Raw genomic sequence first — 23,761 nt, 5'->3', positions numbered from 1 at the left:
TACCCCATCGTTCATCTAAAGGCCGATCACGTGACAGGTGGCCGTCACCGTCTTGCCGGGATCGCTCTCCGACGAGGCGGTGAGCTTGACCTTGGCCAGCCGGGCGCCGCCGGACTCGCGCACGGCGTTCACGGTGACGAGCTCGTGCTTGCCGAACCCGACGGAGGCCAGGGCGTTCGGCAGCTGGACGGTCCAGCCCTTGCCCTGCACCTCGGCCTTGAGCCGGTAGACGTCGGCGTTCAGGTAGGCGCTGACGTCCTCGGGGTGCTGCCCCTGCGCCGGGGCGGCCCTGCCGGTGTTGAACAGCGGAAACTTGCAGGTGGACAGGTTCTTGCCGGTGGGGACGCCGGCCGCGGGCAGCACCTTGACGCCGCGCCGCTGCGGCCCCGGGCCGTCGAGCGAGCGGATCGCGACCGTGTACGACAGGGTGCCGTCGCGGCCGCGCTTGAGGTCGGTGACGTAGAAGTGCAGGCGGTTGGCCTCGTCGACGTACTCGTACTCGCTGCCGGAGTCGGTGCCGGCGTGGAAGAGGGCGTCGGAGAGCTGGCGGTAGTCGCCGATCGTGATGGGCACCTTGGTCCCGTCGGGCATGACGTAGTCGGTCATGCCGATGTCCTGCGGGTTGGCGTCGATCACCCACTCGAACGGCGCCCGGTCCTCGTTCTTGGTCTTGGCCAGCAGAACGCCGGAGTCGGGGGTGAACGAGTCGGAGCCCATGCGGTCCACGACCTCGACCGTGTAGTTCTCGTAGCCGCCGCCGTCGCAGAGCGGGTCGGTCCGCGGGTCACAGGCCGGGCTCTTGTCGCCGGTGTCGAAGGAGACGTTGACGCCCGACAGCTCCTTCTTGCCCGGCTGGACCGCGCGGGCCAGGATCTCGACGGTGACCAGGCCTGATTCGTCGAGCGCCTCGCGTGACAGGCGCAGCACGTTCCGCTCGTCGATCATCTCCAGCTTGATCTTGTTGCGGAGCATGTGCTGGGCGCCCATGGACGCGCCGGCGGTGGGCGGGATCAGCCAGCGCGAGTGCGGGCCGCCGGGCCCGTTGAAGCTGCCGCGGCTGAGCATCTCCCACACGCCCGTGTACGCCCTGCGCGGCGGCACGGCGTACGGGTTGTTGTAGTTGTCGCCGATGCCCATGATGTGGCTCAGCTCGTGGGCGTAGACGGCCATGCCGGAGCTCTCGGCCTGCACCGAGTCGATGCCGAAGCGGGCGTTGGGCCAGAAGGTGGAGCCGGCCTGCCACGAGGTCCAGTCGACGTAGCGGGTGTCGACCCAGTTGGGCAGCGCGGTGTCCGGCGGGCCCCACTCGTCGGGCACGTCCTCCTTTGTCGGGAATTTCATCATCCCGAACTCCTGCCAGGCGGACGACTCGTCCTGGCCGGCGCTGAGGTAGAAGACGAAGTCGAACTGCTCGGCCGTCTCCTGCCCGACGTCGGCGATCCAGGCGGCGTTGCCCTCGGTGCGCAGGTTCTTGTCGCACGAGTCGCCCGCGGGACACCCGGTGCCGCCCTGGAACTCCATGGCGTACTCGTGGTCCTTGCCCGACATCGTGTAGGGGCCGAACCCGGTCAGCTCCACGCCGTACCTGCCGCCCGAGTCCTCCATCCAGTACTCATGGATGGTGTGTCCCTTGTTGAGCTTGTTCGGGGTGTTGAGGAAGTCCTGGTAGAACGTCGCCACCTGGTCACGGGGGATGTCGTGGGCCTCGGCGCTCGGGTTCCCGAAGATCGTCGAGCCCTTGGGCTGGGTCGCCACGAACGGCTGGTTGGGATAGTCGAGCAGCACGAGCGCGCCCTTGAAGGTGCGCTTCGACCCCTTGACGGAGGGGTCGGCCCAGTTGGTGCCGGGCGGCTTCTTGTAGTCCGCCCACGTCATGTGGTCGGGATTCGTCCAGTTCTGCGGGTCGATGGGCTTGAGGCCGCCGGGCAGGCGGGTGCGCAGGGCCTGGGCGTCGCCGGGTGCGTCGACCTGCCAGGGCTGCGTCTGCGGCCAGTGGTCCTGCCGCCAGGGATGCTCGGGATCGGTGGGGGGCGCTGCGGAAGCAGGGGTCGCCATGAGGCTCACCGGGATCATCACGATGACCGCGGGTAAACCCTTCAGCAGCTTCTTCAGGGCGTTCACGGATTGACGGTATAGAGGTAATTGCCGGAGATCAACGATCAGACGGGGGAATCAGCCGACCTAGCGATTTGCCCCGTTCGTCCCGATTGCGGGCATATCCTGCCTTCACGTTTAATGCCTAGAGGGGAAGTCTCGACGGGAGTCCTGATGCCGTCTGCGAAGCGTGCCGGTCCGGCTCTGGGCAGACGCTCGCCCGCGCCCGTCGTCCTCCATTCCGCCCCGCTCGTCGTGCCCGTCTGCACCGTCCCCATCCGCGACGGCGCCGTGGCGATCAGGGGCGAGCGGGTGCTCGCGGTCGGCCCGCGAGCGGAGCTGCTCCCTTCGTACCCCTCCGCGGAGGAGCTCCGGTGGCCGGGGATGATCGTGGCGGGGCTGGTCGACGCGTGCTCCGCCGTGCCCTCGGACGCCCCGGGGGTGACCGCGCGGGGCGGCGTGCTCTCCGACCTGACCGACTGCTCGGCGCTCCGCATCTCCTACGTCGAGGTGATCAGCGCCGGCGAGGAGGAGTGGGAGGAACACGACCGGGACGCCGTCATCACCGCCATCCGCGAGGTGGACAGGCCCTGCGTGGTGGGGATCGCCGCCCACGCGCGCGACCCGCAGGTGCTGGAGGACGTGGCCGTGCTGGCCAGGACGTTCGGGCTGCGGCTGCTGGTCCGCCTGGACCGCCACTCCCCGGTGGAGCTGGACGAGGCCGGGGTGCTCGGCCCGCTGTGCCACGTCGCGAGCGGCAGGTCACTGGACCCGGGCGAGCGTAAGCTGCTGCGGCTGCGCAGGACCGTCGTGGCGCTCTGCCCGCCGGAGCCGTCCCAGGCGCAGGACGCGCTGGCCCTGCTGGAGGAGGGCAACACCGTCGCCTTCGGCAGCCGCGGCCCGGCCGGCGCGCCACCGACCGGCCCGCTGGGACTGGCCGGGGCGATCAGGCGCCACGCGCGGGAGCTCAGGCCGCGGCCCAGGGAACTCGACCGCCGACTGGTCGAGGCCGCCACGCTGGGCGGCGCCAGAGCGCTGGGCATGGACCGCGGCAGGGGCAGGATCGGGTCGCTGGCCGCCGGCACCCGTGCCGACTTCGCCGTCTTCGACGCCCGCGGACGTTACCCGTACGCGGCCCTGCTCTCCCAGCCGCCCTGCCTCGCCACCGTCGTCGGCGGCGTGCTCACCCGCGGGGCCTGACCGGCCCACCTGGACTGGGCGTCCACCAGGCTCAGCAGCCTTCGCACCGTCCCCGGCGGCCGGTCGGCGCCGTCCGGCACCCGCAGCGCCCGCGCCCGACCCGGGGCCGATCCCGAGCGGCCCGAGCAGGCGCGCAGGACGTACGAGGCCCTGATGGCGCCGATCGCGGGGGCGCGGTGACCGTCGACGCCACCGTCTCGGCACGGGTGCAACTCGGCAGCCCCGGGCCGATGCGCGGCCGGATCGTCGCGGCTCTGTCCATCGTCGGCGCCGGGGCGGGCGAGCTCGGCGGGCCGCTGCCGGGCCGGCTCAGCGGCGCCATGGCGCCCAGGGTCACCCTGGGAGATCGGCGGCGTGGCCGCGGCCACGCCTGGAGAATCCCTGACCGTCCAGGGAAAAATCCGCCCGCTCCGCTTGCCTGTAGCCGTTGGTGGAGCTAACCTGTAACTGCAGTTGGAGGTTAGCTCCACCAGGAGAAGCAGCGAGGAGGTTAGAAAATGCTCTTGACCTCAATTGACCCGTTCGTCCAGGAGTTCGAGCGGCAGTTCAGCCGCCTGGCACGCCAGACCTTCGACAACGGCGGCGCCGTGATGCCCATGGACGGGCTGCGCCGCGACGACGACGTGCTGCTCCGCTTCGACCTCCCCGGCATCGACCCCGACTCCATCGAGGTCACGGTCGACCGCGGAGTGCTGAGTGTGAGCGCCCGCCGCGAGGAGGAGGTCGCGGAGGACGAGCGGCTGTTCGTCCGCGAGCGCCCGATGGGCGCCTTCACCCGACGGGTCTACCTGTCCGAGCACCTCGACAGCGAGAAGATCGACGCGGGCTACGCCAACGGCGTGCTCACCGTCCGCATCCCGGTGCTCGAGCGGGCCAAGCCACGCAAGGTGGAGATCCAGCGAGGCGAGACCAGGGCCATCAAGGCCTGACGCGCGGTCGGGGGCGGGCTCCCCGGCCCGCCCCCGGATCACGAGGAGGGCCACGGTGCCAGAACTACCCCTTGACGACGAGCACGCGCCTCTCTACTCCCTCGGGCAGGTGGCGGAGATGCTCCAGGTCCAGCACGCCTTCCTGCGGCGGCTCGACCAGCACGACGTCATCAGCCCGAGCCGTTCGAGCGGCGGGCAGCGGCGCTATTCCCGCCGCGACATCCTGATCGTCCGACACGTCACCCGCATGACGGAAGAGGGCATGACGCTCATCGCCATCCGCCGGATCCTGGAGCTCGAACACGAGCTCGCCGACGTGCGCCGGGAGCTCGACGAGATCCACGCCCGGCTGAACGGCCGGCAGCAGTGACCCCGTGATCCGCCCTCCCGGCCGGTCCGGAAAGGAGGATTCCGGACCGCTCGCTGGGTAGGGGGCCGATATGACCGAACAACCTCCGGACCGATACGGCTACGCCGATGAACAGGAGATCGAGGTCGAAGAGTGGACCGACGACCTCGGCCTCCACCACGACGTCGCCGAGGACGACCCCCAGCACAGGGACACACTCGACGAGCGGCTGCGGCGGGAGGCGCCGTCCCGGCTCCACGAGCCCCGGCCCAAGCACCGGCTGACCCAGCCTGACGAGGGACTCGCACCCGACACGGACGACGAGGAACTCGGTGCGGACCAGAGCGGCGACACGGATGACCTCTCGGCGGAGGAGCGGGCCGTACGCATCGATCCCGACGAGAACCTCACGTGAGACGCGGGGCGCCGGAGCCGTCACGTGAAGCGCCGCGGCCCGGGGTGCCCTCAGGCGAGGCGGCGCAGCGCGGGCAGCAGGGCGTGCAGGTCACCGGCGATCACGTCGGCGACCCCGGCCTGCGGGCGCTCGGCGTGCAGGTAACCCCACGGGCCGCGGCGCAGCAGTGCGGTCCGCATGCCGGCCTCCCTGGCGGGGAGCACGTCGTTGTCGAGCCGGTCGCCCACATAGAGGATCTCGGCGGGTTCGCGGCCCGCGACCGCGGCGACCTTGGCGAAGAAGCCGGGCTCCGGCTTGGACACGCCCCACCCCTCGGAGGTGTGCACGGAATCGGCGGGCAGGTCCAGGGCGACGAGCGCGTCGTAGGCCCGCTCCGGCTGGTTGCCCGCGATGATCACCTGGTATCCGGCCGCCCGGATCGCCGCCAGGGCGTCGCGCACGTCGGGGTAGAGGTCGTCGGCGTCGAAGGTGTTGCGCATCCCATGGGGGTCGTCGCGCTCCCACTCGGCTTCCTCCCTGGCGAGGTCGAAGCCGGGGCGTACGAGCTCGAAGGCGGCACTGTGCGAACGGTCCAGCGCGGCCATCCCGCCGAGCGTGCCCATCAGCGTGAACGCGCTCACGCCCAGCCGCTCGGCCCAGCGCGACCAGATGCGCGTCTCGCTGATCAGCGTCTCGCCGACGTCGAACACCACAGTTTTGATCATCGATACCCCCTGCTCGAACAACCCTGTTTCACGACACATGTCCGGGCATGAGGCGAGAACACGGACAAACACCAAGGGGGATTTTGCCATGGAACCAGGGCGTGACGAGAAGGACCGCCGCCTCGACGAGCACCGCGTGCCGCTCGACGACCTCAACATGACCACCGACCAGGGCGCCCGCGTCGACGACACCGACAACGCCCTGCGCGCCGGCACCCGCGGCCCCACGCTCATGGAGGACTTCCACTTCCGCGAGAAGATCACCCGCTTCGATCACGAACGTATCCCGGAGCGCGTGGTGCACGCCAGGGGCGCGGGCGCGTACGGGATCTTCGAGCTGTACGAGCCGCTCGGCGACCTGACCACCGCCGCCTTCCTCAACGACACTTCGGCGCGGACGCCGACCTTCGTGCGCTTCTCGACCGTGGCCGGCTCGCGCGGCTCGGCCGACACCGTACGCGACGTGCGCGGCTTCGCCACGAAGTTCTACACCACGCAGGGCAACTTCGACATCGTCGGCAACAACTTCCCGGTCTTCTTCATCCAGGACGGCATCAAGTTCCCCGACTTCGTGCACGCGGTCAAGCCGGAGCCGCACAACGAGATCCCGCAGGCGCAGTCGGCGCACGACACGTTCTGGGACTTCGTGCACCTCCAGCCCGAGTCGCTGCACATGGTCATGTGGCTGATGTCCGACCGGGCGATCCCGCGCAGCTACCGGATGATGCAGGGCTTCGGAGTGCACACGTTCCGGCTGGTCAACGCCTCGGGTCAGGGGACGTTCGTCAAGTGGCACTGGCGGCCGGTGCTGGGGACGTATTCGCTGGTGTGGGACGAGGTGCTGCGCATCCAGGGCAACGACCCCGACTACAACCGCCGGGACCTGTGGGAGGCGATCGAGCGCGGAGCCTATCCCGAGTACGAGTTGTGCGTGCAACTCGTGCCCGAGTCGCGCGAGCACGACTTCGACTTCGACCTGCTCGACGCCACGAAGATCATCCCCGAGGAGGAGGTGCCGCTGCGCCCCATCGGCAAGATGACGCTCAACCGCAACCCGCAGAACTTCTTCGCCGAAACCGAGCAGGTGGCCTTCCACACCGCCAACGTGGTGCCGGGAATCGACTTCACCAACGACCCGCTGCTGCAGGCCAGGAACTTCTCCTACCTCGACACCCAGCTCCTCCGCCTGGCCGGCCCCAACTTCCCGCAGATCCCGATCAACCGGCCCATCGCCGAGGTCCGCAACGACCAGCGTGACGGCTTCCACCAGCACCTGATCCACGGGTCGCGCACCAGCTACGCCCCCAACTCCATCAGCGGCGGCTGCCCCGCGGCGGTGGACGGCTACCGCCACTACCAGGAGAAGGTGGACGGGTCCAAGATCCGGAAGCGCAGCCCGAGCTTCGAGGATCACTACAGCCAGGCCACCCTGTTCTGGAACAGCATGGCCGACTGGGAGAGGCGGCACATCGTGGCGGCGTACCTGTTCGAGCTGGGCCACGTGGAGCGTAAACACATCAAGGAGGCCGTGGTCGACCACCTGGGCAAGATCCATCCCGACCTGGGCGCGCAGGTGGCCCAGGGCCTCGGCCTGCCGGCGCCGGCCGGGACCCAGGTCCACACGAAGTCCTCGCCCGCGCTCAGCATGACCGGCCAGCCGCACAGCGCCGCCACGCGCAAGATCGCCTTCCTCATGGGCGACGGCGCGGACGCCGCCGCCGTGACGGCCCTGCGCCGGGCGCTCGAAGGCCAGGGGGCGATCTGCGAGGTCGTGGCCCCCGCGGAGGGGTCGGTCGGCGGCGTTCCTGTGGACCGGCAGCTCAGCGCGGCCAATTCGGTCGTCTACGACGCCGTGGTGGCCTCGGACGGTGCGGCGCTGGGCGCGATGGGGCGGGCGCGGTTCTTCGTCCTGGAGGCGTTCCGGCACCACAAGCCCATCGGGGCGGTGGGCTCGGGGCGGCAACTCGTGGAGGCGGCGCACCTGCCCAACGACGTCGGGGTGATCGTGGGGGACGACATCGCGCAGGAGTTCGGCCAGGCGGTGGCCGGGCACCGCTTCTACGAGCGGGACGTGTCCAGCGTTCCCGCGTGACGGGTCTCCCGCGATCGGCCGCCTCCGCTGCGAGCGGAGGCGGCCGATCCGGTTTCCGGCCCCGGCCCGTGAGACGGGGGTTGACCGGATTGATCGCGGACCGCCGACCGTCACCGTCTACAGCAACCCCAAGGACGGCGAATAGCGCGCTGCCACCACCGCACCCATGGGAAAGCCGCTCACCCTGCCCTCTCCCGTCGACTTCGAACTCGACGCATCGATGATCAGGGTGCGAGCTTCTCCATCGCCTTGGCGATGCGTTTCTCCGACACCGGGGTGGGTGTGCCGAGCGTCTGGGCGAAGAAGCTCACGCGCAGTTCCTCGATCATCCACCTGATCTCCACCACGTCAGGGTCCCCGCGCCGGGCCGGGTGGAGCTTCTGCCGCAGGTCGTGATAGTCGTCCTCGACCTTGTGCACCCGATCCATCCACTCCTGGTCCCGCCACGGATCCTCGGGGAGCTTCGTGAGCCGGCGGTCGATCGCGCGGAGATAGCGCAGGACGTCAGGCAGCCGCCGGTGGCCTGTGGCGGTGACGAACCCCGGATGGACGAGCCTGCCGAGCTGGTCGCGCACGTCGTCCGTCGCCGCGCTCGGCTGCAGCGCGTCGAGCCGGGCGCCCGCCGCGTGCCAGACGCTCAGAATCTGCTCCACCTTCCCCAGCACGTCGGCCGACGTGTCATAGAGGTGGGCCCGCACGTGCTGGTAGAGGCGGTCGAAGGCGACGGGGTCCCAGGCCGGGCCGCCGGCGCCGCCGCGGTCGTCGAGCATGAGCTTGTCGACGGCCGCATCGACCACGTCGTCGAACAACGCCACCGCCCCGCCGTGCGGGCTGCGCGACAGGGCCAGCTTGGCCTGGTTGGACAGGCCGCCGAGCAGTGACTTGGCCGGGTTGGTGACGTTGAGCAGGAGCAGGCGGCGTACACCGGGCCAGTGGGAGCGGCGCTGCTCCACCTCCGTCTCGAAGATCTTGATGGAGACCGAGTCGCCCGCGTCGACCAGGGCCGGATAACCCTTTATCCGGCCCTGCTCGAACACCTTGGGCAACGTCCCGAAGCTCCAGGTGTGCAGGCCCGTCTGCTCCAGGTCGTCGCCCGCCTGCGACAGCGTCTGACGCAGGCGCGGCGCGAGGCGGCGCTTCAGCACGTCGAGGTCTTTGTCCTCGGCCACCGTGCGCTTGCGCTCGTCGATCACCCGGTAGGTGATGCGCAGATGGCCCGGCACCTGGTCGAGCTGCCAGGCGTCGCGCGGCACGCAGATGCCGGTCAGGCGCAGCAGCTCGCGCTCCACGGCCTCCAGCAGCGGCTCGCCGCCCGGCTTGACCCCCTCCAGCACCTGCCTGGCGTAGTTGGGGGCGGGCACGAAGTTGCGGCGCAGGTTTTTCGGCAACGACCTGATCAGCGCGGTGATCAGGTCTTCGCGCAGGCCCGGGATCTGCCAGTCGAAGCCGTCGGAGCTGACCTGGTTGAGCACCTGGAGCGGCACGTGCACAGTCACGCCGTCGGCACCGTCTTCAGCGTCCGAGCCCGGCGCGAATCGATACGTCAGCTTCATCCGCTGGCCGAGCTGGCGCCAGGTGTCGGGGTAGTCGCGGGTGCTGATGTCGGCGCCCTCGTTGACCAGCATCTCCGGCGAGAACGTGAGCAGGTCGGGCTGCTCGTGCCTGGCCTTCTTCCACCAGGAGTCGAAGTGGCGGGCCGAGACGACGTCAGCGGGCACCCGCTGGTCGTAGAAGTCGAACAGCGCCTCGTCGTCCACCAGGATGTCGCGGCGCCTGGCGCGGTTCTCCAGCTCCTCGACCTCTCCGAGCAGCCGGCGGTTGTCCTTCAGGAAACGATGGTGGGTGTCCCAGTCGCCCTCGACGAGCGCGTGCCTGATGAACAGCTCGCGCGACAGGTCGGGGTCGATGCGGCCGTAGTTGACCTTGCGGCCGACGACCAGCGGCACACCGTAAAGAGTGACCTTCTCCAGGGCGATGACGGCGCCTTGGTTCTTCTCCCAGTGGGGCTCGGAGTAGGTGCGCTTGACGAGGTGCTGGGCGAGCGGCTCGACCCAGTCCGGCTCGATCTTGGCATTGACGCGCGCCCACAGGCGGGAGGTCTCGACCAGCTCGGCCGACATGAGCCACTGCGGCTGCTTCTTGGCCAGTGTCGAGCCGGGGAAGATGGCGAAGCGGGCGTTGCGGGCGCCGAGGTATTCCTGGATCGGCCTGCGGCCGTCCTGGCCGCGCTTCTCCATGACGTCCTTGACGCCGATGTGCGACAGGAGCCCGACGAGCAGCGACGCGTGCACCTGCTGGGGGTCGGCGGGCCGGCTGCCGGGCTGGGCGCCGAGCGCCTGGCGGAGCTGGCTGTAGATGTCCTGCCACTCGCGCACGCGCAGGTAGTTGAGGAACTCCGCCTTGCACAACCGCCGGAACGCGCTGGACGACAACTCCCTCTGCTTGTCGCGCAGGTAGTGCCAGAGGTTGAGGTAGGCCATGAAGTCGGAGTCGGGGTCGGCGAAGCGGCGGTGCTTCTCGTCGGCCTGCTGCTGCTTGTCGGAGGGCCGCTCGCGTGGATCCTGGATCGACAGGGCGGCGGCGATCACCATGACCTCGCGCAGGCAGCCGTTCTTCTCCGCCTCCAGCACCATGCGGCCCAGCCGGGGGTCGACGGGCAGGCCGGCCAGCTTGCGGCCGACGGGCGTGAGCTTGTCGTGGGCGTCGAACGCGCCCAGCTCGTGCAGCAGGTTGATGCCGTCCTTCACCTGGCGGCGGTCGGGCGGCTCGACGAAGGGGAACGCCTCGATGTCGCCCAGCCCGATCGAGGTCATCTGGAGGATGACCGAGGCGAGGTTGGTGCGCAGGATCTCGGGGTCGGTGAACTCGGACCGGTTGAGGAAGTCGTCTTCCTCGTAGAGGCGGACGCAGATGCCGTCGGAGGTGCGGCCTGAGCGGCCCTTGCGCTGGTTGGCGCTGGCCTGCGAGATGGCCTCGATCGGCAGGCGCTGCACCTTGGTGCGGTGGCTGTAGCGGGAGATGCGGGCGTAGCCGGGGTCGACGACGTATTTGATGCCGGGGACCGTGAGCGAGGTCTCGGCCACGTTGGTGGCCAGCACGACGCGGCGGCCGGTGTGGCGCTGGAAGACACGATGCTGCTCGGCGGCGCTCAGCCGGGCGTAGAGCGGCAGGATCTCGGTGTGGCGGAACTCCGCCTTGGCCAGGGCGTCGGCGGCGTCGCGGATCTCCCGCTCGCCCGACAGGAACACCAGGATGTCGCCGGGGCCCTCGCCGATCAGCTCTCTGCAGGCGTCGACGATGCCCTGCGTCTGGTCGTCGACATCGTCGAGCGGGCGGTAGCGCACCTCGACCGGGTAGGTGCGGCCGGAGACCTCGATGATCGGCGCGTCGTCGAAGTGGCGGGAGAACCGCTCGGGGTCGATCGTCGCGCTGGTGATGACGACCTTGAGGTCGGGGCGCTTGGGCAGCAGCTGTTTCAGGTAGCCGAGGATGAAGTCGATGTTGAGGCTGCGTTCGTGGGCCTCGTCGATGATGAGGGTGTCGTACTGGTCGAGCATGCGGTCGTGTTGCAGCTCGGCCAGCAGAATGCCGTCGGTCATCAGCTTGACCAGGGTGCGCTCACCGGCCTGGTCGGTGAAGCGAACTTTGTAGCCGACCACGTCGCCGAGCTTCTGGCCGTCGCCGGTGCCGAGCTCCTCGGCGATGCGCTCGGCGACCGTGCGGGCGGCGATGCGGCGGGGCTGGGTGTGGCCGATCAGCCCGCGCACGCCCCGCCCCAGCTCGAGACAGATCTTGGGGATCTGGGTGGTCTTGCCGGAGCCGGTCTCCCCCGCGATGATCACGACCTGGTGGTCGCGGATGGCCGCGAGGATGTCGTCCTTACGTTGGGAGACCGGCAGGTTCTCCGGATATGTCACTTTTGGTACGGCTTCGCGGCGGCGGACCAGCCGCTGCTCGGCTCGCTCCACGTCGGCGAGGATCTCCGCGACGATCTTGTCGCGGGCGTCACGCGAGCGCACCCGGCGCATGCCGTCGAGCCTGCGCCGCAGCCGCCGCTGGTCGCGGGGCATGAGGTCGGGCAGGCGGGATTGGAGGTCGGCGAGTGGAGAGGACAACGAAGACGTTCCCATACTGCTTCAAGGATATTTGAGCCCCGCGTCCCCGGAGCCAACCGCCCATGGTGCCCGACCGCGCTGGCCCGCGCATCCCAATATCCCGGCGCGCCTGACGATCGTGCACCGTGACCACGCGACCCTCCGGGCCCGGCGAAGGAGTACGTACGACCGAAGGTGTGGCCGGTCAGCGGGACGCGGCGGCGCGGGCGGCGCCGATGATGCCCGCCTCGTTGCGCAGGGCGGCGGCCACCACGGGGGTGTCGAGGTGGATGTGCGGGAGGAACTTGTCGGCCTTCTTACTGACACCTCCGCCGATCACGATCAGCGAGGGCGTGAACACCATCTCGACGTGCCGGAAATATTCCTCCACCCGCCCGGCCCACGCCCTCCAGCCGAGGTTCCGCTCCTTCCGGACCCGCGCCGACGTCCGGTGCTCGGCGTCCTTGCCGCGCAGTTGCAGGTGCCCGAACTCGGTGTTGCGGACGAGCCGCCCGTCGGTGAACAGCGCGCTGCCGATGCCCGTCCCGAAGGTCAGCACGAGCACGGTCCCCCGCTGCCCCTTGCCCTTGCCGAACGTCATCTCGGCCATGCCCGCCGCGTCGGCGTCGTTCAGCACGGTGGCCCCGCCGAAGAGCGCGGCCGCGTCGACACCTTCCCAGGAATGGTCGACGTTGGCGGCCGTCAGCACGACGCCGTCCACGACCACGCCGGGAAAGGTGATCCCGACAGGGCCGCTCCAGCCGAAATGTTTGACGATCGACGCGACCGCGTGGGCCACCTCGTCGGGCTTGGAGGGCTGGGGCGTCGGAATGCGCAGGCGCTCCTCCGTCAGCTTGCCGGCTTTCGTGTCGACGGGCGCGCCCTTGATTCCCGAACCGCCGATATCGATGCCCAACACGTTCATGCTTTTCCTCTCCCCGCGCGATGCGGGAAAACTCCCGCGCCGCCATTTCCGGGCCTGACTGAACCCGCTCCCCGCCCCCCGCGTATCTCGCGTCACAAGCGCTAACTAGGAGGCAACGGATGCGGCCACGCATCATCCCACTCTGCGCTGTTGCGGTCGTTCTGGGAGCGACAATCACCACTCCCGCACACGCCACCACCAGGACGCGTTTCGACGTCATCAACCTTGTGTCGGACGTCAAGGGCAAAGCCCCTGTCACCGACCCCAAGGTCGTCAACCCGTGGGGCCTGGCCATGGGCAAGACTCTGTGGGTGTCCAACACCGGCACCGGCAGCGCCACCGTCTACTCCGGCACGGGCAAGAAGGAGAAGACCGAGGTGGCCATTCCGGGCGGGGCCCCGACGGGCCAGGTGTTCAACCCCGGCGACGGCTTCACCGTGAAGGGCAAGCCGGCCACATTCATCTTCTCCAGCCCGAGCGGCGCCATCACCGGCTGGAACGCGGAGGCCGACCCGGGCAACGCGATCATCGCGGCCTTCACCCGCGGCGCCGACTACAAGGGGCTGGAGCTCGTCGAGACCGACGACGGCGCCTTCCTGCTGGCCGCCGACTTCGCCGGCGGGCGCATCCACGCCTTCGACGAGGACTTCGAGCGCATCCGGCTGTCGCGCTGGCAGTTCAGGGACAAGGCGATCCCCTCGACCTACGAGCCCTACAACGTCGCGGTCGTCAACGGCAACGTCTGGGTGGCCTACGCCCTGCGCGACAAGACCACGGGCAAGCCCGTGTTCGGCGACGGGAAGGGCTTCGTGAGCCGCTTCGACGGCAGCGGGCGCCTCACCGGGCGCATCTCCAGGGTCGGGCTCAACGCCCCCTGGGGGCTGACCGCCGCGCCGAAGGGCTGGGGACAGTACGCCGGGGCGCTGCTGGTCGGCAACTTCGGCGACGGGACCGTGCACGCGTACAAGAGCGGCCGTCACCTGGGCTCCCTTCGCCTGTCGAACGGCAAGCCGATAGTGCTGCCCGGCCTGTGGGACCTCGAACCCGGCACCGCCGCCACCGGCGGCGAGAAGGCCCTGTGGTTCTCCGCCGGCATCGACGGCGCCAAGCACGGCCTGATCGGCGTGATCGCGCCGCAGGGCACGAAGGTGTCCTCGTCGGCCCCATCCAACGGCCCATCGAACGACTCGTCGGGCAAGCCCAGCACCCCGTCCTCCAAGAGCCCGTACGGCGGGTACTGACCGGGCGCTCACTCCCCCCGCCCCCACCCATGCCGGTCGCCCAGCTCGCCCGGCGTGGGTGGGGGCGCTCCGTCTGGCAGGTCACGCGGCTGGCCGGCGCGAGCGGCGGCGGCCCCGCCTCAGCCCAGCACGGCCGCGAGGTCCTGGTAGGTGCGGTAGTGCACGGCGGTCATGCCGAGCGCCCTGGCGGCCTCCACGTTCTGCAGCCGGTCGTCGACGAACAGGCAGCGTCCGGGCTCGGCCCCGGCGCGCTCCGCGGCGATCTCGTAGATCCGCCGGTCGGGTTTGGCCACGCCGACCCTGGCGCTGCTCACCACTTCGTCGGCGAAGCCGGTGAGCCCCAGCAGGTCGAGGTGGTGTTCCAGGGTGTCCATGGCGTTGGTCACGATGACCACGGGCACCTCCCGCCGCACCCTGGCCAGCAGTGCCCTGACCTCCTCGTCCACCCAGAAGCGGATCTTCATGAACTCCCCGACGGCCTGGCGGGCCCGCTCGTCGCCGCCGAGCGCCACGGCGATCGACTCAGCCCACTGGGTCTCGGTGACGTGGCCGAGCGTCGGGGGCATGATCAGCTCGGGGTCGAAGGCCGTCTTCATCAGGGGCAGGCCGTAACGGGCTTCGATGTCGGCCTGGGCGGCGTGGTCGAAGTGCCGCAGCACGCCGTCGAGGTCGGACAGAACAGCGGCGAAGGGGATCACAGTCCCTCATTGTGCCCTGTGCGCCGCCCTGGCCAGTAGCCATGACTTTTCCGGCGCCGCCGAAGGTGCTCAGGTAACGGTCGGGACTACCATCTCCGAGACAGGATTCGGTATCGGAACGGTAGGGCATGGACGATCACCGGCTGCCACGCGAGCTGTGCAGGCTGTTCGCCGACGGCGGCAGGGGGCGACGGCTGCCCGCCGGTCTGCCGCCTGGCGACGTGGTCTGGCCCGACCCCGGCTACACCCGGCAGGGCGAGGCCGCGCGGCCGGCGTTCTGGATGAGCGACGAACCGGCGGCGGGCGAGGACTGGGCGCTGCTGCGCGCCTGGCACGCGCACAGCGGCCTGTGGCCGGTGTTGCTGGACGAGTCGGCGCAGCCGTGGGCGGTCGGGCAGGTCGTGCCGGACGATCCCCGCCAGATCGATCACTTCACCGCCGAGGGGTTCATGACCGAGGTCTGGGAGGAGTGGGTGGCTCAGATGCCGAAGGACGCGCTGGCCGAGCTGGAGCCGTACGGCGCCATCTGCCCCGGTCCCGCCGCGCCCGGCGTGCTGAAGGCCGAGCCGGAGGCGGTCGCCGGCTGGCTGGCGGGCGAGCTGGCGGCCAAGGGGATGCCGCTCGGCCTGGTCGCCGCCGGCCGGGGAGCGGACGCGCTGGCGGTCATGGGCTGGCAGGGCGCGCTGCACCACAACGAGTGGATGGTCCCGCTGGCGGCGGTCGTACGCAGCTGGGAGAACCGGTTCGGGGCGCGCGTGGTCGGCGTCGGGTTCAACACGCTCGACCTGAGCGTCGCGGCGCCGCCGGACGACCCGGAGCACGCCTTACACGTGGCGGCGGAGCACTGGGCCTTCTGCCCGGACAACGTCGTCCAGGGGCCGGGCGACCTCCAGGGCTATGCCGAGCAGATCATGGGCCGGCACGCGTGGTCCTTCTGGTGGGACTGAACCGGCGTCACGATCGTTCCTGAGCGCGCGGGGGCGCCCTCGATCGGCATGACGGCGCGGCCCGCGCCGGCGCCCTCCGTGCCCGCGGCGCCGGCGTCCGGCGTCGCGTCTCCCAAGGGCCCGGCCGGCGAAGAAGCCGGGCCCTGTGCGGCCGCCGCCGAGCCGTAGCCGTCTCCACGGCCGGGCTCACGGGATGCGCGCCACGGCGCCATAGGTGCCGGACGAACTCGGTTGGTCAACGCAGGCGGTCTCGTGGCCGTCCGGCCGCCATTCCGGGACCCACACCAGTCCCGGATCTACCAGCACCAGACCTTCGAGCAGCGCCTCAACCTCCTCCCTTGTGCGAATCGCGTGCCCGGGCAGCGTCATCGCCAACAGGTCGTGTATGGCGGGCAGCAGCTCCGGGGGGATCGCGTCGAACGTGGTCTGCAGCAGCGACAGGTAGCTCCGTTCCGGAACGGCCTGCCGGATCCGCTTGATCACGTAGTGGAAGAACTCGTCGTCGTTCAGGCTGTGGGTCGACAGCAGCAGCACGGCCATGGGCCGGTCCCAGTCGAGGAACGTCTGCAGGACCCTGTCATCGAGGATGTCGTCGATCTCGCGTACGTCGCCCTCTACAACGCGTACGAGGTCGGTGACGGGCTCGATGGTCGCCCTCGCTCCGGCGAGCACCATCGGGTCGTTCTCGACGTACACCACACGCGGCGCCGGGCCGTCCAGGGCATCGCGGGCGATGTCGTGCAGTTGCCTGCCGGGCGGCAGACCGCTGGGGACACCACTCCCGACGATCACGAACTGGTCCACACCCACGCTCGCCAGATGACGGACCACACGGCACAGATAGTGGAGCACGGCCCGTGCGGCCGTCGTCGTGATCGGGGCTGCCTGGTCGTACCGGCGTACCGCGTCACGGTCCGCCACGAAGTTGTTCTTTCCACCTGCGGCGGCGTCGAGAATACGGGTGATCCTTGCTTGGGTCAGCTCCAGCTTCGCCAGGTTTCGGATGGCACGCTGACGCATTGAGTGTTGCCCCTTTCCCCTCGCCCACTATCTCGGGAAAAGCTGTCCTTTCGGACCCCACTCGATGACCCACACCATATGATCCTCGCTACGGAGCAGATGACAACACGAAAAGCCATTAGTTTTCGGTATATATGCGTTACCCTGCCTCGGGCATAATGATCATTTACGCGGGAAAGAGATCGTTTCCCAGTGAACGCGAAAGTCGTTCGCGATGGGAATTCACCACCTCGAAGGTCTCTTCGCGGGTGGTCGTCGTCACCGACAGCTTGGTGAAGGCCTGGTGGTACGACTCCACCGCTCCGCCCTCGGTGACCAGCTCGTCGGACTCGATGCCGTGGGCGCACGCGATGTCCGCCTCGAACTCCTCGGCGAAGCGCCAGATGGTGAACGGGCCCGTGCGCGGCACGTAGGCCGGATCGTCCATCGGCACGACGTGCAGCGAGACGTTGGGCCGCTTGGCGTGGTCGAGCAGCAGGTCGAGCTGGCGGAGCTGGATGTGCGGCCCCGCGATGGAGCGGGTCAGCACGCTCTCGTCGATGATCGCCCACAACACGGTGCCGCTCTCCCCTGCCATGGCCTCCTGGCGGGCCAGCACGAGGGCGAGCGCCTCGTCGACCGTGCGCTGCCCGAGGATCGCCGGCCCCGCCGCGGCGATCGCGGCCCTGGCGTAGTCGTCGGCCATCAGCAGCGGCGGGACGAACTGGTTGTGGTAGGTGCGGATCACCGTGGCCCGCTGTTCGAGCGCGTAGGCGGCGGCCAGCCAGACGGGCACCGAGTGCGCGTCGTACCAGGCGGTCTCGCGTTCGCCCCTGGCCAGCGACATCACGTAGTCGCGGACGGGCGGGGCGGTGACGCCGTAGACGGTGAGCAGCCGCTCGGCCGTGATGGGCGCGGGCGCGATGCGGCCCTCCTCGATGGCGGGGATCGCGGCCGCGCCCTTGCCGAGCGCGGTCTCCACCTGCTCGGCGGAGAGCCGGGCGGCCTGGCGCAGGGCGTGCAGCCGCTTGCCGAGCGCCCTGCGCTGCGGATCGCTCAGGGGCGCCGCCGCGTCGGGGATGCCGGCGGCGGGGACGGGCTCGTCGGGCAGTCCCTCGGCCCTGCGGGCGAGCTCGACCACGCCGTGCAGGACGGCGAGGGAGCCCTCCGACAAGCCCGAGGCGGACCGGCCGATGGTGGCCGCCCGCAGCTGGAGCTCCTCCACGCTGCCCGATTCGACGTAGTCGTCGCCCACCAGCCAGCCGACGCTCACCTGCAGGCAGGAGGCCAGCGCCCTGAGCACCTGGAGCGTCGGGTTGGTCTGCTTGCCCGTGCGCAACTGGCTGACATAGGCACGCGTGATCGGGATGCCGGCCTCCGTCAGAGTGGAGGCGACCTGCGCGCCGGTGAAGCCGCGCTTGGTCAGCGCGAGATCGAGCCGTTCGGCGAAGTTCGCCACGGCACACCTCCTACCGCCCGTGAACTTATCCAGCGTAAGGGACGCGGGCCCCTCTGTCCCCTGCCATGCGGGCAAGCTCTGCCCAGCGGGGAGGTATCAACATATGCGCAAACTGTCAGTTGACACACCCCCCTTTCTCAGCGGACTATCGGAACGCATGGAAAGTGAGACTTAACAGCCAGGCGGTTCTGGAGAGAGTCCTCGACGAGGAGGTGGCCGGACGTGACCATGGATTCCTCGGGCAGTTCCTGGTTCCAGGAGGATCCGGCCCCGAGCAGGCAGGAGCAGGTGGTCCAGCGCATCTGCGCGCGGGTCGCCGGTTCCGGTGTGCACGTCGCGAGCCTGCCGCTCGGCGGCGTCCAGGTCTGGCTCGACAGCCCCCGCCACCGCTGGCGCTTCTACCACCGGATGGCCCGCGAGCTGCGGCTGGCCGGCTGGCACACGGAGACGGGACCTGATCGGCTGCTGTTGCTCGGGTGGAGTGCGGTCTGCCTGAGCCACCGGGCCAGGATGCTGAGGGCGGCCCTGACGGGAAGGCTGGCCGACTTCGACAGGACGGCGTTCACCGCCGTCATGATCGCCACCCGGCTGCGTCACGAGGGATTCCCGGCCGGCGACCTTCCCGGCGAGGTGGAGGCCCGTTGCGGCGACGCGCTGCGCTGGCCCGCCCGGCTGGCCGATCTCGACGGTCTCGAACGCGGGTCGTCGCTGGAACCGCTGCGGCTCAGGCTGGCCCAGGTGGCCGGGCTGGAGGCCAAGGTGGCCCGGCGCTGCGGCGAGCATCTCGCGCTCGCCTCGAAGGTCGCGCGTACGGTGGCCGGCGGTGCGGCGCCGGCCAGGTCACACGCAGGGGACCCAGGTGACTCCGGCTCTTCCACGGCGGGCCTGACGGAGCGCATGGTCGGCGTCAGCGTCCCCAACGTGGCCCTGAGCGCGGGAACGGCCCGATGAGGCGGGCCGTCTTTTCCGGCGGGCCGGGCGCGGCGGCGCTCGGCACGCCTCGTCACTGCCCGGACGCGGCGGTGGTCGTCATGACCGCGTCCCGGCAGGCCTCGACCGGTGGGCGGCCGGTCAGAGGCACATGTGCGCCGGCCCCGGCGCTTCCTCGCCCCTCCGGCATCGTGCGGCACGTGCCCGACCTAGTCGGCGCGGTGCTGTTGACCAGCGCGGTAGCGGCTGGCGTGCTGGTCAAATCGAGGGGTTGCGCCTGGGGTCGGTATACGTCGCGTCCGCCGAAGCAGGCGGACGCATTCGCGGTGCCGCGCGCGGGGTCGCCCACGACCTTGCGCCGGCGCCGCGCGAACGCGGCCGGCCTGCCGGCGGAGGCGGCGACCCCGGTCGCCGAACCCCGCCGGCGAGCCTCCGCGCTCGCCGCCACCGGCACGGAGGCGGTGCGGGGTGGGGAGATCGGCGTGACGGGCGCCACGGTACTGATCGACCGGCCGTTTCTGAGGCCGGCGCCCAGGCACGCCTCCGTGCGGGTGGCCGCTTCACCGGCCGCCGTCTTGCTCGCCGCCACGGCGCTGGTGCGGGTCGCCGTGGCTTCGGGCCGTGAGACCGAACCTCGATCTCAACGCGCGGCGGATGAGGGGCCGGCGATCAGCCGCCGGCTCCTCGCCCGGTCGCGCGCCGAGCGAGTACGGAACGCCGGCCGGCGGCCGGCCCGCCACCGAGTTTCCCGGCATGTCCCCTTACAGGGTCATCGACCCGCGACCGACAGGAGCGATCATGCTCACCGATGAACTGCGCAGGCAGCCGCACGAAGTGCACGCCCGGGGCGTACGGCCCGGCGCGCCGCCGCCGTCCTGGGGCGAGGACCAGGACGACGTTCCGTCACCGGCGGAACCGGCGCGCAGCGTGCACCGGCTGCGCCGCATCCGGCAGGTGTCCGTCCAGGCCATCACCGAGATCGACCAGGCACTGCGGCACCGCGCCCAGTGACCTTCCCGCCTTCCCCTCGCAGGAGGAACCCCATGCGCACCGTCCTCGCCCCCGGACCCGCACGTCGCGGGGGGGTGCAGTGAGCCGCGGCAGGGTCGGGGTGATCGTGGCGCCCGCGAACCCCTCCGCGGAGCCCGAGCTGACCCGCCTGCTCGGGTCGCGTGCCGACATGCACGTCACCCGCTTCCCCGTCAAGCATCCGATCCCAGCGGCCCGGCACCCGCTTTCCGCGGGGCGCCCGGGGCCCGCCCTGGCCGAGCGGCTGGAGGGCTACAACAAGGCCCTGCCCGCCATGGTGCACGCCTTCGACGGCCTGCCACTGAGCGCGATGGTCATGGCCTGCAGCGAGCCGCGCTACCTGCTCGACCCCGGCCAGGACCGCGAGCAGTGCGCCGAGCTGACGGACAGGACGGGAGTGCCGTTCGCCTCCGCCACGCTGGCGACGCGGGAGGCGATGGAGCACATCATGGTGAACGACATCGTCCTGGTCTCGCCGTACCAGCCATGGCTGACGGAGCTGGCCGAGCGGTTCTGGAAGACGGCCGGGCTCACCGTCACCCAGGTGGTGCAGGTCCGCGCGGCGGGTGGCTACTCGCCGTACACCGTGACACCGGCCGAGCTGATCAGGCAGGTCGAGCTGGCGGACCTGCCGGGCGACGCCGCGCTGCTGTTCACCGGCTCGGGAACGGCCACGCTGCCCGTGCTGGGGCCGCTCAGCACCGGCAACGACCGCGTCCTGCTGACCTCCAACCTCTGCACGGCCTGGTGGGCGTTGTCGCGGGCCATCGGCCGGCCGGTGACGCTCAGCCGCGTGCCCTACCGCCGCCACATGGCCGCCTCGAACGGGGCGCGCGTGGGAGGCATGGCATGAACGGCGTCATCGTGGTCGGCGCGGGCCCCGCGGGGCTGACCGCGGCCCTCTCGCTGGCCCGGGCGGGCATCCCGGTAACCGTGCTGGAGGGCGAGAACGAGCTCAGCAGGCAGCCGCGGGCGTGCACCTTTCATCCGGCCACGCTCGACCTGCTCGACGACCTCGGCGTGGCCTCCCGGCTGGTCGCCGAGGGCCGCGTCGTCGACCGCGTGCAGTGGCGCGACCGATCCGGGATCGTGCTGGCCGAGATGGGCATGAACCGGCTGGACGGCCTGACCAAGCACCCGTTCAGGATTCACGCCGACCAGGCTTCACTGACCCGGTTGCTGCTCTCCACCCTCAGCGTCTACCCGGACGTGGACGTGAGGTTCGGCACCCACGTGGACGGTGTGGCGGAGGGCGGAACAGGGATCCGGGTCCGCGTCGGCCACACCTGGACGCGGGCCCGGTACATGATCGCCGCCGACGGCGCGCACAGCACGGTGCGGAGCTCGCTGGGGCTGCCGTTCCCCAGGTCCACGTATCCGACGCAGGCGCTGCGGGTGTTCAGCGACTCGCCGCTCGACCGGCTGCTGCCGAGCCTGGCGCCGCTGACGTACGTACGCGATGTGCAGCAGTCGTGCACCCTGCTCGGGCTGCCCGACCACTGGCGGATCATCTTCAAGATCCCCTGCGACACGCACGAGCCGCTGTCGCCGGCCAACCTGACCCTGCTGATCCGGCGGGCGCTGCCGGGCGCGAGCGAGCCCATCCGTGTGACGGGCGCCGACCGGTTCGCCCTGTCGCGAGGGGTGCTGACCTCGTACCGGTGCGGGCGGGTGTTGTTCGTGGGCGACGCCGCGCACCTGACCTCGACGGTCGGCGGGCTCAACATGAACGCGGGCATCCACGACGCCGTCGAGCTCGGCCAGGTGATCGCGGCCGTGATCGGCGGCTTCGCCCAGCCCGCCGCGCTGGAGGCGTGGGCGTGGCGGCGGCGCTCGGTGCTGCTGCAGCGGGTGGTCCCCCGCGGACAGACCCGGCCGGCGGGCGTGCGGGAACACGACAGCGCCCGGCTGGCGGCCGCCATGGCGGGGCTGCGGGCCATCGCCGGCGACCCGGAGGCGACGCGCGCCTACCTGGCGCAGGCCTCGCTGCTGGACACGGTCCCCAACTCCGCCGGGAGGACATGAGCGTGCCCCTCTGACCTCGTGCTCCCGCGTACCGACCGAGGAGGTGTGACACCGGATGTGGCGAACCCTGTCAGACGACGCGCGCCAGGCCGTTCGCGACCTGTGCGACAAGCACGGAGCCCGTCTCTACGACTACTGCCGCACCGAGCTCGCCGCGGGCGACGCCGAGCAGGCGGTCGCGGGCGCGGCGCTGACGGCGCACCTGTACGCGGACCGCGTGGGGGATCCCGGCCTGCGCCGCCCCTGGTTGTACGCGGTGGCCCGCGCGCACCGCGCCGTGGTCGCCAAGCCGGCCAGCATCGGCTCGTGGTCGCGTCCCGGCCGCATGTCCGAGCTGCTGCCCGAGGCGCTGCTGTCCCTGGAACGGCCGCAGCGCGAGCTGCTCGACCTGTCCGTACGGCACGGCCTGTCGGACACCGAGCTGGCCGTGCTCTTCGAGATGGGCCGGACCGAGGTGCGCGCCACCGTGACCGAGGCCGCGGCCGGCCTGGAGGAGTGGTTCGCCGCGATCATCGCCGCGCGGGCCCCCGACGGTTGCCCCGATCTGACGGCACGGGTGGGGGACTGGGTCAGCGCGCCCGGCCGCCGCGCCAGGGCCAGGATCGGCCGCCACATCCACTCCTGTGCGACCTGCCGGGCCGCGCCCAGGACCGTGACGGCGGCGGCGCTGCTGCGCCGCCTGCCGATCGCGGCACTGCCCGGCACACTTCCCAGCCGGCTGGCGTCGGCGCAGCCACTGCCCGGCGAGGGGCCTATCTGGCGGGCGGACGGCTTTCCTGTGCAGGCCCGCACACTGGTGGAGTCGGGCTCCGCGCCGCCTCCGCCGGTCGCCGACGCCACGCCATCCGTCCCGGTCGCCGACCCCACGACGGCGACCTCGGGAAAGCCCTGGTCGGCGGCGGGCGCGGCCGCCGCCGACCAGGAGCCTCCCCCTGCTCCCGCCGTGCGCGGGCGGCACCCGTTCACGCCGCCGAGCCGCACGCGGGCCTTCCGCGGCGGCGCGGACAACGACAAGCTCGTCTACAGCACCGTCATCAAGGGCGACGGCAACGGATCGTCGCACGGCGACGGCGCGATCGTCAGGTACGGTGGGATCCCCCTGAACGGCGCCGTGCACGGCCCCCTGAACGGCCACACGAACGGCCGCACGAACGGACACGTGAACGGCTCCCCGGACGGTCACGTCAACGGTCGCGTGAACGGCTTCGGTGGCGGACCTGGCGGGGACGGCGCCCAGGAGTTCTGGCGGAACCGGCCTGAGGACGACGACGACCCCGATGCGGGCGCGCCGGTCAAGACCGTGGTCAGGCTCGCGCTGCTCCTCGGCGTGGGCCTGCTGACGGCGGGGCTGGTCTGGGCTCTCATGAACGCGGGCGGGCAGCAGGCGGTGATCACCAAGGCCGCCGCGCAGTCGGACATACGGCTCGCGGAGCCCGGCGACCCCGCCGCAGGGACCGAGGGGCCTTGGGCTCCCGGCGGAGCCCAAGGCCGGTCGGGCGGCTAGTACTCCAGTGACACTTGGCGATCTTGAAGGATCGGGTCACATGGCGACGGCCACCGCGTGATCATTCGGAGTTTGTGAAGACAACCAAAGATCGTGCGGTGGCCGCGAGCCACAGCGTAGACCCTGA

Annotated in this window: 20 protein-coding genes; 12 read left to right on the top strand and 8 right to left on the bottom strand. The window is 70.7% G+C overall.

The window, feature by feature from the left end:
• Positions 1–15: 15 nt before the first annotated feature.
• A complete protein-coding gene (locus E1294_RS28250; protein ID WP_246083335.1) occupies positions 16–2,121 on the bottom strand; it encodes a M6 family metalloprotease domain-containing protein in 2,106 nt (701 codons plus the stop codon).
• A 147-nt stretch (positions 2,122–2,268) separates the two neighbouring features.
• Here E1294_RS28250 and E1294_RS28245 point away from each other — a divergent pair, with 147 nt between their 5' ends.
• Complete coding sequence (locus E1294_RS28245) at positions 2,269–3,294, top strand: amidohydrolase family protein (RefSeq protein ID WP_165977513.1); 1,026 nt, start codon at positions 2,269–2,271, stop codon at positions 3,292–3,294.
• Here E1294_RS28245 and E1294_RS28240 read toward each other — a convergent pair.
• A complete protein-coding gene (locus tag E1294_RS28240) occupies positions 3,216–3,662 on the bottom strand; it encodes a hypothetical protein (protein ID WP_132513291.1) in 447 nt (148 codons plus the stop codon). The genes E1294_RS28245 and E1294_RS28240 overlap by 79 nt on opposite strands.
• A gap of 129 nt (positions 3,663–3,791) precedes the next feature.
• Between E1294_RS28240 and E1294_RS28235 the strand changes: the two genes are divergently transcribed.
• The 3 genes from E1294_RS28235 to E1294_RS28225 all read left to right on the top strand — a co-directional run bounded on the left by E1294_RS28235 (position 3,792) and on the right by E1294_RS28225 (position 4,987).
• A complete protein-coding gene (locus E1294_RS28235) occupies positions 3,792–4,223 on the top strand; it encodes an Hsp20/alpha crystallin family protein (RefSeq protein WP_132513289.1) in 432 nt (143 codons plus the stop codon).
• Positions 4,224–4,278: 55 nt separating this feature from the next.
• A complete protein-coding gene (locus E1294_RS28230; RefSeq protein ID WP_246083334.1) occupies positions 4,279–4,593 on the top strand; it encodes a MerR family transcriptional regulator in 315 nt (104 codons plus the stop codon).
• Between the two features lie 70 nt (positions 4,594–4,663).
• On the top strand, positions 4,664–4,987 hold the full coding sequence (locus E1294_RS28225) for a DUF5709 domain-containing protein (RefSeq protein WP_132513287.1): 324 nt from the start codon (positions 4,664–4,666) through the stop codon (positions 4,985–4,987).
• A 50-nt stretch (positions 4,988–5,037) separates the two neighbouring features.
• On the opposite strand, the gene E1294_RS28220 is transcribed toward E1294_RS28225, so the two are convergent.
• Positions 5,038–5,691 (bottom strand): HAD family hydrolase, encoded by a 654-nt coding sequence (locus E1294_RS28220; protein WP_132513285.1) that lies wholly within the window; start codon positions 5,689–5,691, stop codon positions 5,038–5,040.
• Between the two features lie 37 nt (positions 5,692–5,728).
• Here E1294_RS28220 and E1294_RS28215 point away from each other — a divergent pair, with 37 nt between their 5' ends.
• Positions 5,729–7,783, top strand: a complete 2,055-nt coding sequence (locus E1294_RS28215) for a catalase (RefSeq protein ID WP_132513283.1) — start codon at positions 5,729–5,731, stop codon at positions 7,781–7,783.
• Positions 7,784–8,007: 224 nt separating this feature from the next.
• Here E1294_RS28215 and hrpA read toward each other — a convergent pair whose 3' ends face one another.
• Both hrpA and ppgK read right to left on the bottom strand, forming a co-directional pair.
• Positions 8,008–11,913 (bottom strand): ATP-dependent RNA helicase HrpA, encoded by a 3,906-nt coding sequence (gene hrpA / locus E1294_RS28210; protein ID WP_132513281.1) that lies wholly within the window; start codon positions 11,911–11,913, stop codon positions 8,008–8,010.
• 169 nt (positions 11,914–12,082) lie between these two features.
• On the bottom strand, positions 12,083–12,802 hold the full coding sequence (ppgK, locus tag E1294_RS28205; RefSeq protein WP_132513279.1) for a polyphosphate--glucose phosphotransferase: 720 nt from the start codon (positions 12,800–12,802) through the stop codon (positions 12,083–12,085).
• Positions 12,803–13,029: 227 nt separating this feature from the next.
• Here ppgK and E1294_RS28200 point away from each other — a divergent pair, with 227 nt between their 5' ends.
• Positions 13,030–14,043: a TIGR03118 family protein gene (locus E1294_RS28200; RefSeq protein WP_165977512.1), complete on the top strand. Its 1,014-nt coding sequence runs from the start codon at positions 13,030–13,032 to the stop codon at positions 14,041–14,043.
• Positions 14,044–14,162: 119 nt separating this feature from the next.
• On the opposite strand, the gene E1294_RS28195 is transcribed toward E1294_RS28200, so the two are convergent.
• Positions 14,163–14,741 carry an HAD family hydrolase gene (locus tag E1294_RS28195; protein WP_132513275.1) on the bottom strand — a complete coding sequence of 193 codons (579 nt, stop codon included), beginning with the start codon at positions 14,739–14,741 and terminating at the stop codon, positions 14,163–14,165.
• Between the two features lie 128 nt (positions 14,742–14,869).
• Between E1294_RS28195 and E1294_RS28190 the strand changes: the two genes are divergently transcribed.
• Entirely contained in the window at positions 14,870–15,688 is an 819-nt protein-coding gene (locus tag E1294_RS28190) for a DUF4253 domain-containing protein (RefSeq protein ID WP_132513273.1), read from the top strand.
• 186 nt (positions 15,689–15,874) lie between these two features.
• Here the strand turns inward: E1294_RS28190 and E1294_RS28185 are convergent, their stop codons facing one another.
• Together E1294_RS28185 and E1294_RS28180 are read right to left on the bottom strand one after the other, a co-directional pair.
• On the bottom strand, positions 15,875–16,708 hold the full coding sequence (locus E1294_RS28185) for an SAM-dependent methyltransferase (RefSeq protein WP_132513271.1): 834 nt from the start codon (positions 16,706–16,708) through the stop codon (positions 15,875–15,877).
• 166 nt (positions 16,709–16,874) lie between these two features.
• Complete coding sequence (locus tag E1294_RS28180) at positions 16,875–18,146, bottom strand: Scr1 family TA system antitoxin-like transcriptional regulator (RefSeq protein ID WP_165977511.1); 1,272 nt, start codon at positions 18,144–18,146, stop codon at positions 16,875–16,877.
• Between the two features lie 222 nt (positions 18,147–18,368).
• On the opposite strand from E1294_RS28180, the gene E1294_RS28175 reads away from it, so the two are divergent.
• From E1294_RS28175 to E1294_RS28160, 5 genes are all read left to right on the top strand, one after another.
• Positions 18,369–19,097: a hypothetical protein gene (locus tag E1294_RS28175; protein ID WP_132513267.1), complete on the top strand. Its 729-nt coding sequence runs from the start codon at positions 18,369–18,371 to the stop codon at positions 19,095–19,097.
• A 777-nt stretch (positions 19,098–19,874) separates the two neighbouring features.
• The gene (locus E1294_RS28170; protein WP_132513265.1) at positions 19,875–20,087 is read left to right on the top strand and encodes a hypothetical protein; all 213 of its coding nucleotides are present in this window, start codon (positions 19,875–19,877) and stop codon (positions 20,085–20,087) included.
• Between the two features lie 79 nt (positions 20,088–20,166).
• Positions 20,167–20,958, top strand: coding sequence for a maleate cis-trans isomerase family protein (locus E1294_RS53000; protein ID WP_165977510.1), 792 nt, complete (start codon positions 20,167–20,169; stop codon positions 20,956–20,958).
• The gene (locus E1294_RS28165) at positions 20,955–22,130 is read left to right on the top strand and encodes an FAD-dependent oxidoreductase (protein WP_165977509.1); all 1,176 of its coding nucleotides are present in this window, start codon (positions 20,955–20,957) and stop codon (positions 22,128–22,130) included. The genes E1294_RS53000 and E1294_RS28165 overlap by 4 nt, the downstream gene beginning before the upstream one ends.
• Before the next feature lie 55 nt (positions 22,131–22,185).
• A complete protein-coding gene (locus E1294_RS28160) occupies positions 22,186–23,634 on the top strand; it encodes an RNA polymerase sigma factor (RefSeq protein ID WP_132513261.1) in 1,449 nt (482 codons plus the stop codon).
• Positions 23,635–23,761: the final 127 nt, after the last annotated feature.

It is taken from the genome of Nonomuraea diastatica (assembly GCF_004349015.1).
Classification (GTDB): domain Bacteria; phylum Actinomycetota; class Actinomycetes; order Streptosporangiales; family Streptosporangiaceae; genus Nonomuraea; species Nonomuraea diastatica.
This window is presented reverse-complemented; position numbering and strand designations above follow the sequence as displayed.